The organism is Pseudomonas syringae (assembly GCF_000737245.1).
In the GTDB taxonomy this organism is placed as follows: Bacteria; Pseudomonadota; Gammaproteobacteria; order Pseudomonadales; family Pseudomonadaceae; genus Aquipseudomonas; species Aquipseudomonas syringae_J.
Map to the genome: position 1 here is coordinate 37,858 of NZ_JPQU01000078.1, position 15,215 is coordinate 53,072.

Here is a 15,215-nt window from a genome sequence, read left to right on the forward strand (position 1 = left end):
CCGATTGCTAAGGGCCAATGTGCGCCAATTTACTCAGGATTTGCGACGTGGGGCTCAGCTGTCCGGGGCTGTAGGAGCGCGCTTGCCCGCGATTTGAGCGACTCGGTGCCTCAGGAAGACCGAGTCATCGTTCATCGCGGGCAAGCGCGCTCCTACAGATCAAAGCGCGACCTACTAATGACTCTCGGCCAGATACCGCTTCAAAGCCGCCAGCGAATCCGGGCAATAAGACTTGTGTTCGGTTTCGTGCATCACCTCGTCTACCGGGATGAAACGCGCTTCCAGCACCTCTTCCGGCTGAAGCGTCAAAGGTCCGTCCCAAACGGCCGAAAACACCGCGCACCAGAGCCGGTTACCAGGCTGATCAAAGAAAAACTGCTCGTGGGCATGCAAAGTAACACCGCTCACACCCAACTCCTCTTCCAGCTCTCTGGCCGCCGACTCGGCATAGCTCTCGTCAGCCTGGACCATGCCGCCCGCTGCCACATCCCAATAACCCGGATAAATAGCTTTGCTCAAGGTCCTGCGGTGCACACACAAATCGCCAGCCGAGTTGAACACCAGAATATAAGTGCCACGGCCGATCAGACCGCGATCACGCAATTCGGCGCGCCCAATGGCGCCCAGCAGGTTGTCCTGCTCGTCGACCCAGGCAATCTGTTCGGCGTCCGAGGCGGCGCGGTGCGCGGCCTCGTCTGGAAAGAACGACATCAATCAGCCTTGCGACAGCAATTGACGAAGGTCAATCACGGCAGCGTTGGCGCGGGAAATGTAGTTAGCCATGATCAGCGAGTGGTTAGCCAGCACACCGAACGCGCTGCCATTGAGCACCATAGGGCTCCACAGCGGTTCTTGCGAAGCCTCCAGTTCACGAATGATCTGACGCACGCTCACCGTGGCGTTCTTCTTGGCCAGTACATCGGCGAAATCGACCTCGATGGCACGCAGCAAGTGCGAAAGCGCCCACGCCTGACCGCGTGCTTCATAGAACACATTGTCGATCTGCAACCATGGGGTCTCGACGATTTCTTCATCTACCTGCAGGACTTCGCCAGGCTTCACGTCGACAATCGCTTCAGTCTTCAGCGTGCTGTTGAGTTTGACGCGACCGACGCTGGCCGACAGGCGCTGAGACAACGAGCCCAGGCGGGTATTCACATCGCCCAACCAGTTATTCAGGTTGTCAGCACGGGCGTAGAACAAGGCGTTTTTCTGACCCGGATCTGAAAGCCGTGCCTGATAACGATTCAGGGCCGCAATGCCTTCACGGTACTGAGACTCGCTCGAAGGCAGAACCCAGCTGTTGTTGTTGAAGTTGAACAGCGGTTCGGCACGGGCCAGATCACTGTCTTCAGCCGATTGGGATTGCGACCGGGCGAAGTCTTTACGCAACGCACGGCTCAGGTCACGGACCTGGACCAACACGCCATACTCCCAGCTTGGAATGTTATCCAGCCACAGACCTGGTGGCAGACGGTCGTTGGACAAGTACCCGCCGCGCTTATCCAGAAGTGTCTGGCTCACGGTTTTCAAGGTTTCGACAGTGGTGTAACCGATCACCATCTGCTTGCCTTCACGCTCGGCGGCAGCCTGAGCGTTTTGCTGGACCGGGAACAACGCTGGCTCACTGCTCCAGTACCAACCGATCAGCAGCGTAACCACCAGATAAATCGCCACCAGCGCGCCCAACGCACGGCTGTAAAACAGCCCACCCAGATACCCCCGGCGCTTGGCCGAAGCAGGTTGATCAACGCGGTCACTCGCGCTACCCGCGCGGTTCTTCCAATCCAGCATGGCTATGTCCCTTTCAAATCACGGATTCAGATGCTCTGACCGCAACCTTACAGCAAGGTGCGTTTTGCGGGTACGCGGGGTGGGAGGTTTTGTTGATACGCAAGCGTGTGCGTCAGCAGGCAGAGCAAAAAGAAAAAAGGCCGCGCATCGGCGGCCCTTTCAACGACTCGAACACATCGTCTTATTCAAAAAACAATTGGATTTTCTGCGGCTCACGGCTGTAGACCTGTTGAGTGAAGCCGTTTTCGTCGGTAACACCCCGTATCACTCGGCCATCTGCGACTTCGATTCGGTAGGCCACGTTCGCCTTTGGCTGATTGGTGGTCGAATCCTTGATTTGGAATCCACCCTTCTTCAAGTCTGCGCCAACCGGCTCGTCCACAACACTTGTCGAAGCAGGTTTAGCCCCAACAGGCGCAACTTCCCTTGTTTCAGGCGTTGTGTCTACGACAGGGGCTACAGGGGGTGGGGAAACAACAGGCTCCTGAAAAAAATCGATGGGCGCAGAGGTTGCAAGAACTTCTGGCTCGGGCAACTTTTTCTGAGCCATACCTGCCCCGTAACTAATTTTGCTGTTGTCTATTCGTAACTCGCCAGGCGCACTGATATCGATGGAGCCATCCTTGATTCTGATATGCGCACCACCACTAACAAGGCTGATGCCATGAGGTGCGTCGAGGGTGATTTCACCGTTCACACTATTGACACTCACGGCATCGTCGGCGCTTACCAGGACACCACTGCCAGCACGGATCGTCACTGGCCCCCTGGTCTGAAGCGGCAGATCGCTGGTTAATGTTTGCTCAATTGAAGTGATCGAATGCCAGAAGCTTGCAGCTTGCTCGCAGCCGGAAAGGGCCAGGACGAAAAACACGCCCAGCGTAAGTTTCAACATGCTCATGAGTATCCTTAGGTTCAATCAAAACGGACTGCATACGAAGCACACACCCTCACTAAAAGGGCATGTTAAATACGCAAATCAGCACTTTTAAAAACCAGATGACGCCATCTTTCATAAAGAGTGGCGACAACTAACTAGTTGCGAAATATTAAGCGGTTGCAACGATGAATTAATTCAGGTCAACGATCTACCCTTCAGGCCGTGTTTAGGAATATTCCGACTAAATTTAGGAAATTTCCCACGCGATATTCCGCCCCCTGTAAACAAGCTGACTATGCGACGCGAAACTGATGCTTGGAGGATGCCCGGAATGGACCCGCGTCGGGCTGACAGCCCTTAACACGACCAGATGACATACCTATTAACGACTATCTACCCAATTGTTGCCAATTATTTGACTTACGGCACTCTTGTTACAGAAAGAGAGGTGCTAGCATAGCGCCAGCAGTCGTCCTCAGCGAAATTTCAAGTAGCCAGGCCATGAACGAGTCAGAAGACCCTAGTCGCGACCGTCTCAAGCATCACTTTGCTCAGCGAGTCATCCATCAGGCGCGTCAGATTCTTGAGGCCTGGCAACGGCTGCAGCAAAGCGAATGGTCTGCTGCGGATATGGCCGAGTTCAAGGACTCCAACCAGCGTTTGCTGCGTTTTGCCGAGCGTTTCGAGCAGACCGAGCATGTGGAGCTGGCTCAGGCTATCGGCTTTTCTCTCGAGGCCGTCGATGCCAATCGCGGGCGTTTGAGCAGTGACCTGATTACTGATCTCAACCGTCTGATGCAGCGCCTGTCACGCACGGGCCTGCGCCACGGGGATCGCCTTGAACAAACCTCACTGCCGCCATTGCGCAAGCCTATTTATATAGCCCTGCAGGATTACGAGCGCGCCGAACGGCTGAGTAAACAGCTGGAGTTTTTCGGCCTGTTCGCTCAGGCCCTGGAGGATTACGAGACGTTTAACGCCGCCATGCTTCAGCGTCATCCGGCAGCGATCGTGATTGATGTGGATTTCTGCGCCCCGGGGGAAGGCTTGAAGCTCGCGGCTCAAGTACAGGAAGGGCTCGAGCAGAAGTTGCCACTGCTGTTCTTCAGCCACCACGAAACCGATACCCCAACCCGACTTGCAGCAGTGCGCGCAGGCGGTGAAGAGTTTTTGACGGGCACGCTGGAAGCCTCGAGCCTGCTGGAAAAAATCGAAGTGCTGACCTGCGTGGCGCAGTACGAGCCTTATAAAGTGCTGATCATCGATGATTCCCGCGCCCAGGCCACCCACACAGAGCGTTTGCTCAACAGCGCCGGAATCGTGACTCGCACCCTGCTGGACCCGATCCAGGCCATGGCCGAGCTTGCTGACTTCCAGCCGGACCTGATCATCCTTGATATGTACATGCCCGGCTGCACCGGCACTGAACTCGCCAAGGTCATTCGTCACAATGACCGCTATGTGAGCGTGCCGATCATTTATCTATCGGCCGAAGACGATCTGGACAAGCAGCTCGACGCCATGAGCGAAGGCGGCGACGATTTTCTGACCAAACCGATCAAGCCGCGCCATCTGATTACGACGGTGCGCAACCGCGCAGCAAGGGCGCGCAACCTGAAGGCGCGAATGGTCCGCGATAGCCTGACCGGCCTGTATAACCACACACATATCCTGCAGTTGCTGGAAGACTGCAGCTTTCGCGCCCGACGCGAAAACCAGAGCCTATGCTTCGCCATGCTCGACATTGATCACTTCAAGAAGGTCAACGACAGCCACGGCCACCCAATGGGCGACCGAGTGATCAAAAGCCTGGCGCTGTTCCTCAAGCAACGTCTGCGCAAAACCGATTACATCGGCCGCTACGGAGGTGAAGAGTTCGCCATCGTCATGCCCGATACTGAGCTGCACAACGCCCATAAGGTGCTGGATGAAATCCGCGGGCGCTTTGCCGAAATCAATTATCCGGCTCAACCTGCGGACCTGTTTTGCACCTTCAGTGCTGGATTGGTCGAGCTGAGCGACAAAGACGACGCGCTGATGCTCGCCTCCCGCGCCGACGAAGCGCTGTACCGGGCCAAGGATGCCGGGCGAAATCATGTGCATTGCAGCAACAATGCCGCACAAAGCGCGATGTTGCTGGCGAGTGCGGCAGAGCAGCATTAACACCGCAGTTTTTGGGTTGAAAATGATGCCCCGTGGGAGCGAGCTTGCACGCGAGGAGGCCAGCACACCCCAAAAATCTCCAGAAGCAGGACCGCCGCCTTCGCGAGCAAGCTCGCTCCCACAGGTCCATGAACACCAGCTCAGCGCTGATCGACATCCGCCCTTACAAAGCCGTTTCCTGCACACCTCGAAACACTCCGCTATCATGCGCGGACTTTCGAGATACGAGACCGCCATGCGCCGCTTGTTATGCCTGCTGCTGTTGATTCTTGCCCTCCCCGCCACCGGCGCTGGCCTGCTGGATAGCCGACCGAGTTCTACGCTGGGTGGTGCGGCGCTGGATAACAGCAAGGATTTCCTGCCCGTCCGCCAGGCATTTCAGCTCAATCTGATCGATACCACACCGGAATCCATCAAGCTGCGCTTTGTCGCCACCGAAGGCTATTACCTTTATCGCCACCGTTTTGCGTTCCGCACCGAGCCTGCGGACATTGGCCTGGGTGCGGCGCAGTTGCCAGACGGCGAAAAGAAGCACGACGAGTATTTCGGCGACGTCGAGGTCTACCACGGCATCCTCGACATCAATCTGCCGCGCAAGCCAGGCGACAACCGCCCCTTCACTCTGGTGGTGACCTATCAGGGCTGCGCCGACAAAGGCCTATGCTATCCGCCTGAAACCGAACGCCTGAGCATTGGCGATACCGGGGCTTCTTATAATGCGGCCACTACGCCTGCAACCACCAGCACTGCCTGGAGCTGGAAAGAACTGGCGCTGTTCTTCCTCGCTGGCATCGGCCTGACCTTCACGCCCTGTGTGTTGCCGATGCTGCCGATCCTGTCCGGCGTGGTATTGCGTGGCCAAGTCGGCGGACTGCGCGGTTTCAGCCTGTCCCTGGCTTACGTATTGCCCATGGCGATCAGTTTCGCGGCGCTGGGTGCCCTGATGGGCATGTTCGGCGCGGGGTTGAATCTGCAAGCACGTCTGCAATCGGCGTGGGTGCTGGTGCCGTTTTCGCTGTTCTTCGTGATTTTCGCGGTGGCAATGTTTGGCGCTTTCGAACTGCGCCTGCCGCACGCGATCAGCACCCGCCTGGACCGCATCGCCGGCAAGACCGAGGGCGGCTCATTGTGGGGTGCAGCGGTGTTGGGCGTGGTGTCCAGCCTGCTGGTTTCGCCCTGTGTTTCAGCACCACTGGCCGGAGCTCTTCTGTATATCAGCGCCAGCGGCGATGCGCTGGGTGGCGCACTGAAACTGTTCGCCCTGGGTCTGGGCATGGGCGCGCCGCTGCTGCTGGTTGCGACAGGCGGCGCAACGTGGCTGCCCAAAAGCGGCCCCTGGCTGGTGACGGTAAAAAATGCCATCGGCGTCTTGTTACTGGGACTGGCCATTGCCTTGCTCAGTCGCGTTCTGCCGGGACAAATCACCTTGGTGTTGACTGGCCTGCTGGCCGCCGGTGTTGCGCTGTTTCTTGGCGCATTGGAGTTCACCGCGAAGGATACCCGGCAAAAGCTGGCTCAACTGCTGGGTTTATTTTTGCTTGTCTATGCTCTGACCTGCTGGGTCGGCGCCTGGAGCGGCCAGACCGATCCCACCCGGCCTCTGGGACGTGAGCAACCTGGCTTGAGCGGCAATGGCATTGCCGCTGCAAATACCTCTGACTGGCAAACCATCACCACGCCTGCTGAACTGGACCGGGTGCTGAACGAGGCAAAGAATGCGGGCCAGCCTTTGTTGCTCGACTGGTATGCCGACTGGTGCATCAGCTGCAAAGTCATCGAACATGAAGTGCTGCCTGACGCAAACGTGATCAACCAGCTGAAAGGCTACCGACTGATCCGCTTCGACATGACTGACAGCAACGCCGAACAGCGCGCCTTGCTGGATCGCTACAAGTTGTTCGGCCCCCCTGCATTGCTGATTTTCGGCAAAAACGGCGAGGAACGCGCCGATGTCCGGATCGTCGGCGAAATCGACGCCGAGGGCCTGGTAGAGCGGTTGATTAGAGCAAATGACCCAATTTGACGATTGAGTCACAAACTTTTCGCGAACTTCGGTAATCGTGCCAGCTATTGCAGTTAACTGGACAGTACAAGGATGTTTGCGGCATAGTCGCCGGGCTTTGATGCTCGCAACCATAACAAGGATCATCCGATGGCGACTTTTCTGGTACTGCACGGCCCCAATCTGAATCTACTCGGAACCCGCGAACCCGGGATCTACGGCGCCGTCACCTTGGCCCAGATCAATCAGAACCTGGAGCAGCAGGCCCGTGATGCTGGCCACCACCTGATGTATCTGCAAAGCAACGCCGAGTACGAATTGATCGACCGCATCCATGCAGCACGCGATGAAGGCGTGGATTTCATACTGATCAATCCGGCTGCGTTTACGCACACAAGCGTGGCAATACGTGACGCGCTGCTGGGTGTGAGCATCCCATTCATCGAAGTGCATCTGTCAAACGTGCACAAACGCGAAGCTTTCCGCCATCACTCCTATTTTTCAGATGTTGCTGTAGGAGTGATCTGCGGCCTCGGCGCCAGCGGTTACCGGCTGGCCCTGGAGTCCGCCATGGAACAAGTGGCCATCAGTTCGAAACCATGACTGCCCAGCCATAGGCTGCGCTGCACGGCTCGAACCGCTAACAACTTTTACCCCTGACCGACCCTTGGGAGTTGATGATTAATGGATATCCGTAAAGTCAAGAAACTGATCGAACTGCTGGAAGAGTCTGGCATCGACGAACTGGAAATCCGTGAAGGCGAAGAATCCGTACGGATCAGCCGTCACAGCAAGACTCCAGCACAACCGTACTACGCTCCAGCACCGATGGCAGCGCCAGTTGCCGCCCCTGCTGCTGCACCGGTTGCAGTCGTTGCAGAAGCTCCCGCGGCACCGAAACTGAACGGCACCGTCGTCAAATCGCCAATGGTCGGTACCTTCTACCGCACCCCGGCACCCACTTCGCCAGCATTCGTCGAAGTCGGCCAGACTGTGAAGAAAGGCGACACCATCTGCATCGTTGAAGCGATGAAAATGATGAACCACATCGAAGCTGAAGTCAGCGGCGTGATCGAATCCATCCTGGTAGAAAACGGTCAGCCGGTTGAGTATGACCAGCCGCTGTTCACCATCGTTTGAACCGAGGAGAGCCTGCGATGTTGGAAAAAGTCCTGATCGCCAACCGCGGCGAAATCGCCTTGCGCATCTTGCGTGCCTGTAAAGAACTGGGCATCAAGACCGTCGCGGTACATTCCACGGCAGACCGTGAGCTGATGCACCTGGGCCTGGCGGACGAAACTGTCTGCATCGGTCCGGCGCCAGCCAACCTGTCGTACCTGAACATCCCGGCCATTATCTCGGCTGCGGAACTGACCGGCGCCACGGCGATTCACCCGGGCTACGGCTTCCTTGCGGAAAACGCCGACTTTGCCGAACAGGTAGAGAAATCCGGCTTCGCTTTCATCGGCCCTAAAGCTGAAACCATCCGCCTGATGGGCGACAAGGTTTCGGCCAAGGACGCCATGAAGCGCGCCAACGTGCCAACGGTTCCTGGTTCTGACGGCCCATTGCCGGAAGACGAAGAAACCGCCCTGCGCATCGGCCGTGAAGTTGGCTACCCGGTGATCATCAAAGCCGCTGGCGGCGGCGGTGGTCGCGGCATGCGCGTTGTGCACAAGGAAGAAGACCTGATCGAAGCGGCCAAGCAGACCCGCGCTGAAGCGGCTGCCTGGTTCAGCAACCCGATGGTCTACCTGGAAAAATACCTGACCAACCCACGTCACGTGGAAGTCCAGGTGATTTCCGACGGTCAGGGCCAGGCGATTCACCTGGGCGACCGTGACTGCTCGCTGCAGCGTCGTCACCAGAAAGTCCTGGAAGAAGCACCGGCACCGTTCATAGATGAACAAGCCCGTAAGGACGTGTTCGCAGCATGCGTAAAAGCCTGCGTGGACATCGGCTATCGGGGCGCTGGCACGTTCGAGTTCCTGTACGAGAACGGCCGTTTCTACTTCATCGAGATGAACACCCGTGTCCAGGTAGAGCACCCGGTTTCGGAAATGGTCACCGGCATCGACATCGTCAAGGAGATGCTCAGCATCGCCGCCGGCAACAAACTGTCGTTTACTCAGGATGACGTTGTCATTCACGGGCACTCGCTGGAATGCCGGATCAACGCTGAAGATCCGAAAACCTTCATCCCGAGCCCAGGTCTGGTCAAGCACTTCCACGCGCCGGGCGGCAATGGCGTGCGGGTCGACTCGCATCTGTACAGCGGTTACAAGGTTCCGTCCAACTACGACTCGCTGATCGGCAAGCTGATCACCTGGGGCGCAACCCGCGACGAGGCCATGGCCCGTATGCGCAATGCCCTGGACGAAATCGTGGTTGACGGCATCAAGACCAATATCCCGCTGCACCGTGATCTGACCCGTGATGAAGGCTTCTGCGAAGGCGGCGTCAACATCCACTACCTGGAACACAAGCTGGCTAATCAATAAGCCCGTTTGCTCCAGCACAACAAAGCCGCTTTCAAAGCGGCTTTGTTGTTTGTGGCGCGGCACAGTAAACTTGCGCGTTTACGGCTGCATGCAATTGCAGATCATTTTTCACACGAAGGTAACCCGCCATGCCCTGGCTGCAAGTCCGACTCGCCATCAGTCCCGAACAAGCCGAAACCTACGAAGACGCCCTTCTCGAAGTCGGCGCCGTATCGGTCACGTTCATGGACGCTGAAGATCAGCCGATCTTCGAGCCGGAACTCAACACCACACCGCTGTGGTCGCATACGCACCTTCTGGCACTGTTCGAGGCCGACACCGACGCTGAGCACGTCCTGGCCCATCTGCGCCTGCTGACCGACGCGGAACTGCCCGAGCACATGAGCGAAGTGATCGAAGATCAGGACTGGGAACGCAGCTGGATGGATAACTTCCAGCCGATGCGTTTCGGTCAACGCCTGTGGATTGTGCCGAGCTGGCACGAGGCACCGGAACCCGAAGCGGTCAACCTGCTGCTGGATCCGGGTCTCGCTTTTGGTACTGGTACCCACCCGACTACCGCCCTGTGCCTGGAATGGCTGGATGGTCAGGACCTGAAGAACTGCAACCTGCTGGACTTCGGCTGCGGTTCGGGCATCCTCGCCATTGCCGCCCTGTTGCTGGGCGCCAAGCACGCGGTCGGCACCGACATCGACGTGCAGGCACTGGAAGCTTCCCGAGACAACGCCGGACGCAACAACATTGCGCCCGAACTGTTCGAGCTATACCTGCCAGAAGACATGCCGCAGCAGCAGGCCGACGTGCTGGTAGCCAATATCCTCGCTGGCCCGCTGGTTTCGCTGGCACCGCAGCTGGCAACCCTGGTCAAACCGGGTGGCCGCCTCGCGCTTTCAGGCATTCTGGCCGAACAGGGCGCAGATGTTGCAGCAGCCTACGCTGATACTTTTGACCTTGATCCGATTGCCAACCGTGATGGTTGGGTTCGCATCACCGGCCGTCGCCGTTAATCGCCGCTTGAACCGGATAGCCGCATGACCGACAGTTTTGTCACCCAGTGCCCGCACTGCCAGACCAGTTTCCGCGTCAGCCACGCTCAATTGAGCGTGGCCCGTGGCGTGGTCCGTTGCGGGGCCTGCCTGCAAGTGTTCAATGCAGCAAAACAACTGTTGGAGCAGCGCAGCAATCAGGCGATGGCGCAACAGTCTCCGGAGCTGGTAGCTGTCACGCCTGCCCCACCGTCTGAAGTCGCTGAAGCGCCGCCTGCCTTGCCGGTGATGCATATTGCGCCGGAGCCAGAACCGCAATTCGATCAGCCCAAGCAAACACCCGCCGAACCTTTCCACGCACCCGAGTCCTGGCGAGCAAATGCGCTGGATCTGGACAGCCTGGACCTCGACGAGGAACTGGCCCGTCTGGAACAGCGGGAAATCCAGCTGCCAGAAACCTTTGGCCGGGACAACACCAGAGAGACCAACCAGGACCATCACCCTTCACTCACCGCCCAGCGCGACACTTCACAGACTGAAAGCGACGACTGGGTCGACAGCTTGCAAAACGACGATGTGAAAAACGAGCTGCCGGGAGTGAATGCCGAAGTCATAGCGGATCCGGATCTGACCGAGCGCGAGACCCGGGAGGACGAGCGCGACGGCAGAACCGAGCCGTCATTTTCCTCCAGCGCCACCGACATTGAAGACGACGAGCCAATGGCTCCGGTGCTAAGCCAACGTAAAGCGCCACACAGCGGCGCCCCCAAAGGCTCGCACAAAGGCTCAACTCAAGAGAGTGCAGCACGCTTCTCTGCCGTCGATCATGACGAGCTGGATGATGCTGATGACCTCGACGAACCAGAACCGGACCCACGCTCGCGGCGCAATCGATCCGAGCCCGGCGTCCGCGACCAGACATTGCTGGACCTGACCGACGACCCACTGCAACTGGAATGGCAGCGCCCGAAATCACGCTGGGGACGCAAACTGATCTGGACGCTCCTGACGCTGCTGGCCCTGGCCGGTCTGGCGGGACAATACGTCTGGTATCACTTCGATGAGCTGGCGCGCCAGGATCAGTATCGCCCCTGGTTCCAGATGATCTGTCCGAAGATTGATTGCAAAGTCCCTTCCAAGGTCGATATCAGCCTGCTCAAAAGCAGCAACCTGGTGGTGCGCAGCCACCCGGAATTCAAAGGCGCCCTGGTAGTGGATGCGATCATTTACAACCGCGCAGCCTTTTCCCAACCCTTCCCGCTGCTGGAGCTGCGCTTTGCCGATACCAGTGGTCAGTTGATCGCCAGCCGGCGCTTCAAGCCCGCTGAGTACTTGAGCGGCGAAATCGCCGGCAAGGAAGAGATGCCCCCCCAGACCCCGATTCATATCGCACTGGACATTCTTGACCCGGGAGCCAAGGCCGTGAACTACAGCCTGAGCTTCCGCTCTCCGGAGTAAGATCCGGCGTCAGCCGCTCGGCGAAAAAACAGCCACTGATCGGACGACAATGAGGTACCCGGCCGCTGGCGATGCCTGATCCAAGGGATGCTGACCGCAAAACCGCTCTCGCTCAGGCAATAACTGTTCAGATTTTATCCAATTCAGCCTTTATCCAGTCATCGAGAGCGGGTATCATGCCAACCCTTTTTCTCACTCTGGATTCGGTCTGAAAGGCGCGCAAGCACTGTCAGATCGGGTTCGAGCGGATCGTGTAGGAATTGCACTACACACGGTCTGCCATGATTCGGCCCCAACAACAGGCACACCTATGTCGGCGGTACGCATCGGTCCGTATACATTGCAAAACGGCTTGATTCTCGCTCCTATGGCGGGCGTCACCGACCAGCCATTTCGCCAGCTCTGCCGCCAACTAGGCGCAGGTCTGGTGGTTTCGGAAATGGTCACCAGTGACATGAGCCTGTGGAACAGCCGCAAATCGCGTCTGCGCATGATCCACGAAGGTGATCCCGAGCCACGTTCGGTACAGATCGCCGGTGGGGACCCGCAAATGCTTGCCGATGCTGCACGCGCCAACGTCGAACTGGGTGCGCAGATCATCGACATCAACATGGGTTGCCCGGCCAAGAAAGTTTGTAACAAGGCCGCCGGCTCAGCACTACTGAAAGACGAACAACTGGTGAACGAGATCCTGCAGGCTGTGGTTGCTGCGGTTGATGTGCCGGTCACCTTGAAGATTCGCACCGGCTGGGACCGGGAAAACAAGAACGGTCTGACTGTGGCGAAAATCGCCGAACAGGCCGGGATTCAGGCATTGGCCGTCCATGGACGCACCCGTGCCGATCTGTACACCGGTGAAGCCGAGTACGACACGATTGCCGAGATCAAGCAGGCCGTGTCGATACCGGTCTTTGCCAATGGCGATATCGATTCCCCCCAGAAAGCCCGGTACGTGCTGCAAGCCACCGGTGCCGACGGACTGTTGATTGGTCGGGCCGCTCAAGGGCGCCCGTGGATTTTTCGCGAAATAGAACACTTCCTTCGCACCGGTGAAACACTGCCGGCGCTGCAATTGAGTGAAGTGGAACGCATTCTGCTAGAGCATCTGGCGGCGCTCCACGTTTTCTACGGCGATGTGCTTGGCGTGCGAATTGCGCGCAAGCATGTTGGCTGGTATCTCGCAACCTTGCCGGGCGCCAGGGAGTTCCGCGCCCACTTCAATCGTTTGCAAGATACAGAAGCACAATGCGCCAACGTTCGCGAGTTCTTCAGCGAACGCGACAAAAGCCCGGAAACAGGGCAAGAAAAAGAGGTGGCCGCATGACGATGATGACTGAGACTTTAGTGAGTGGAACGACACCCGTGAGCGACAACGTCAATTTGAAACAGCACCTCAACACGCCGAGCGAAGAGGGCCAGACCCTGCGCGGCAATGTCGAGAAGGCGCTGCACAATTATTTCGCCCACCTTGAAGGTGCTGCCGTCACTGACGTCTACAACCTGGTGTTGTCGGAAGTCGAAGCGCCACTGCTCGAATGCGTGATGAACTACGTCAAGGGCAACCAGACGAAAGCATCCGAGTTGCTGGGCCTCAATCGCGGCACTTTGCGCAAGAAACTCAAGCAGTACGATCTGCTTTAAGCATTCCAGATACAGAAAAGGCGACCCGCTGCAGGGGTCGCCTTTTTTGCTGATTGACTCCTTTTGCTTTTGATGGAAATTGAGATGACCGACCAGACTACCCGCCTGCCGATCCGCCGCGCCTTGATCAGTGTTTCCGACAAGACCGGCATCCTTGAATTCGCCCGTGAACTGGAAGCCCTTGGCGTTGAAATCCTGTCCACTGGCGGCACGTTCAAGCTGCTGCAGGACAATGGCGTCGCAGCGGTGGAAGTCGCCGATTACACAGGTTTTGCGGAAATGATGGACGGCCGGGTCAAGACCCTGCACCCGAAAATCCACGGCGGCATTCTCGGTCGTCGCGGTATCGACGACGCTATCATGAACGAGCACGGCATCAAGCCGATCGATCTGGTGGCGGTCAACCTCTACCCGTTCCAGGCAACTGTCGCCAAACCAGGTTGCGACCTGCCGACCGCTATCGAAAACATCGACATCGGCGGCCCGACCATGGTCCGCTCTGCTGCCAAGAACCATAAAGACGTCGCTATCGTGGTCAACGCCAGCGATTACAGTCAGGTTCTGGAAAGCCTCAAGGCTGGCGGTCTGACCTACGCTCAGCGCTTCGACCTGATGCTCAAGGCATTCGAGCACACCGCAGCTTACGACGGCATGATCGCCAACTACCTGGGCAGCATCGATCAGAAGGCCGAGACCCTGAGCACAGAAGGACGTAGCGAGTTCCCGCGCACCTTCAACAGCCAGTTCATCAAAACCCAGGAAATGCGCTACGGCGAGAACCCGCACCAGAGCGCGGCGTTCTACGTTGAAGCCAATCCGGCGGAAGTGGGTATCGCCACGGCGACCCAGCTGCAAGGCAAGGAACTGTCCTTCAACAACGTGGCCGATACCGACGCCGCGCTGGAATGTGTCAAGAGCTTCGTCAAGCCAGCCTGCGTTATCGTCAAGCACGCCAACCCGTGCGGCGTCGCAGTTGCGCTGGACAACGAAGGCGGTATTCGTCAGGCGTACGAGCTGGCTTACGCGACCGATACCGAATCTGCTTTCGGCGGCATCATCGCCTTCAACCGCGAGCTCGATGCTGAAACAGCCAAGGCCATCGTTGAGCGCCAGTTCGTTGAAGTGATCATTGCACCGAGCGTCAGCGCCGAAGCTCAGGCCGTGGTTGCCACCAAAGCCAACGTGCGCCTGCTGACCACTGGCCAATGGGCCATGGAGCGCACCGCCGCCTGGGATTACAAGCGCGTCAACGGCGGCCTGCTGGTACAGAGCCGTGACATCGCCATGATCACCCCTGCCGACCTGAAAGTCGTGACCAAGCGCGCACCAAGCGAGCAGGAAGTCCATGACCTGATCTTCGCCTGGAAAGTCGCCAAATACGTCAAATCCAACGCCATCGTCTACGCCAAGAACCGCCAGACCATCGGTGTCGGCGCCGGCCAGATGAGCCGTGTCAACTCGGCTCGTATTGCTGCAATCAAGGCCGAGCATGCTGGCTTGCAGGTACAGGGTGCAGTCATGGCGTCCGACGCATTCTTCCCGTTCCGGGACGGCATCGACAACGCGGCCAAGGTAGGCATCACTGCGGTGATCCAGCCAGGCGGCTCCATGCGTGACAACGAAGTGATCGCAGCAGCTGACGAAGCTGGCATTGCGATGGTGTTCACCGGGATGCGCCACTTCCGTCATTGATCGTTTGATAAAACACTGTGGGAGCGAGCTTGCTCGCGAAGAGGCCCGGACAGTCTGCGCATTATCCAGCGCCTGACATATTGCCTTCGCGAGCAAGC

General features: G+C 58.0%; 13 protein-coding genes. 10 read left to right on the forward strand and 3 right to left on the reverse strand.

Translation table 11 applies throughout. The features are described 5' to 3' along the window. Nucleotides 1-174: 174 nt before the first annotated feature. The 3 genes from IV01_RS03385 to IV01_RS03375 form a co-directional block, all read right to left on the reverse strand. Nucleotides 175-711 (reverse strand): NUDIX hydrolase, encoded by a 537-nt coding sequence (locus tag IV01_RS03385; RefSeq protein WP_032631113.1) that lies wholly within the window; start codon nucleotides 709-711, stop codon nucleotides 175-177. Between the two features lie 3 nt (nucleotides 712-714). Beyond that, the gene (locus IV01_RS03380) at nucleotides 715-1,794 is read right to left on the reverse strand and encodes a DUF2333 family protein (RefSeq protein ID WP_032631114.1); all 1,080 of its coding nucleotides are present in this window, start codon (nucleotides 1,792-1,794) and stop codon (nucleotides 715-717) included. A 181-nt stretch (nucleotides 1,795-1,975) separates the two neighbouring features. Then, nucleotides 1,976-2,695: a DUF2345 domain-containing protein gene (locus IV01_RS03375; RefSeq protein ID WP_032631115.1), complete on the reverse strand. Its 720-nt coding sequence runs from the start codon at nucleotides 2,693-2,695 to the stop codon at nucleotides 1,976-1,978. A gap of 480 nt (nucleotides 2,696-3,175) precedes the next feature. On the opposite strand from IV01_RS03375, the gene IV01_RS03370 reads away from it, so the two are divergent. The 10 genes from IV01_RS03370 to purH all read left to right on the forward strand — a co-directional run bounded on the left by IV01_RS03370 (nucleotide 3,176) and on the right by purH (nucleotide 15,117). Then, nucleotides 3,176-4,837 (forward strand): diguanylate cyclase, encoded by a 1,662-nt coding sequence (locus tag IV01_RS03370; RefSeq protein ID WP_032631116.1) that lies wholly within the window; start codon nucleotides 3,176-3,178, stop codon nucleotides 4,835-4,837. Nucleotides 4,838-5,072: 235 nt separating this feature from the next. Further along, nucleotides 5,073-6,860: a protein-disulfide reductase DsbD gene (locus tag IV01_RS03365; protein WP_267872308.1), complete on the forward strand. Its 1,788-nt coding sequence runs from the start codon at nucleotides 5,073-5,075 to the stop codon at nucleotides 6,858-6,860. A 129-nt stretch (nucleotides 6,861-6,989) separates the two neighbouring features. Next, nucleotides 6,990-7,442 carry a type II 3-dehydroquinate dehydratase gene (aroQ, locus tag IV01_RS03360; protein ID WP_032631118.1) on the forward strand — a complete coding sequence of 151 codons (453 nt, stop codon included), beginning with the start codon at nucleotides 6,990-6,992 and terminating at the stop codon, nucleotides 7,440-7,442. 81 nt (nucleotides 7,443-7,523) lie between these two features. Then, nucleotides 7,524-7,979 carry an acetyl-CoA carboxylase biotin carboxyl carrier protein gene (accB, locus tag IV01_RS03355; RefSeq protein ID WP_032631119.1) on the forward strand — a complete coding sequence of 152 codons (456 nt, stop codon included), beginning with the start codon at nucleotides 7,524-7,526 and terminating at the stop codon, nucleotides 7,977-7,979. Nucleotides 7,980-7,996: 17 nt separating this feature from the next. Then, nucleotides 7,997-9,340, forward strand: coding sequence for an acetyl-CoA carboxylase biotin carboxylase subunit (gene accC / locus IV01_RS03350; RefSeq protein WP_032631121.1), 1,344 nt, complete (start codon nucleotides 7,997-7,999; stop codon nucleotides 9,338-9,340). Between the two features lie 128 nt (nucleotides 9,341-9,468). Further along, nucleotides 9,469-10,347 carry a 50S ribosomal protein L11 methyltransferase gene (gene prmA / locus IV01_RS03345; protein ID WP_032631123.1) on the forward strand — a complete coding sequence of 293 codons (879 nt, stop codon included), beginning with the start codon at nucleotides 9,469-9,471 and terminating at the stop codon, nucleotides 10,345-10,347. 24 nt (nucleotides 10,348-10,371) lie between these two features. Beyond that, nucleotides 10,372-11,784: a DUF3426 domain-containing protein gene (locus IV01_RS03340; protein ID WP_032631125.1), complete on the forward strand. Its 1,413-nt coding sequence runs from the start codon at nucleotides 10,372-10,374 to the stop codon at nucleotides 11,782-11,784. A 310-nt stretch (nucleotides 11,785-12,094) separates the two neighbouring features. Next, nucleotides 12,095-13,108: a tRNA dihydrouridine synthase DusB gene (dusB, locus tag IV01_RS03335; RefSeq protein WP_032631127.1), complete on the forward strand. Its 1,014-nt coding sequence runs from the start codon at nucleotides 12,095-12,097 to the stop codon at nucleotides 13,106-13,108. Continuing rightward, nucleotides 13,105-13,425: a DNA-binding transcriptional regulator Fis gene (fis, locus tag IV01_RS03330; RefSeq protein WP_030128251.1), complete on the forward strand. Its 321-nt coding sequence runs from the start codon at nucleotides 13,105-13,107 to the stop codon at nucleotides 13,423-13,425. The genes dusB and fis overlap by 4 nt, the downstream gene beginning before the upstream one ends. 84 nt (nucleotides 13,426-13,509) lie before the next feature. Beyond that, complete coding sequence (gene purH / locus IV01_RS03325) at nucleotides 13,510-15,117, forward strand: bifunctional phosphoribosylaminoimidazolecarboxamide formyltransferase/IMP cyclohydrolase (RefSeq protein WP_032631130.1); 1,608 nt, start codon at nucleotides 13,510-13,512, stop codon at nucleotides 15,115-15,117. Nucleotides 15,118-15,215 lie beyond the last annotated feature (98 nt).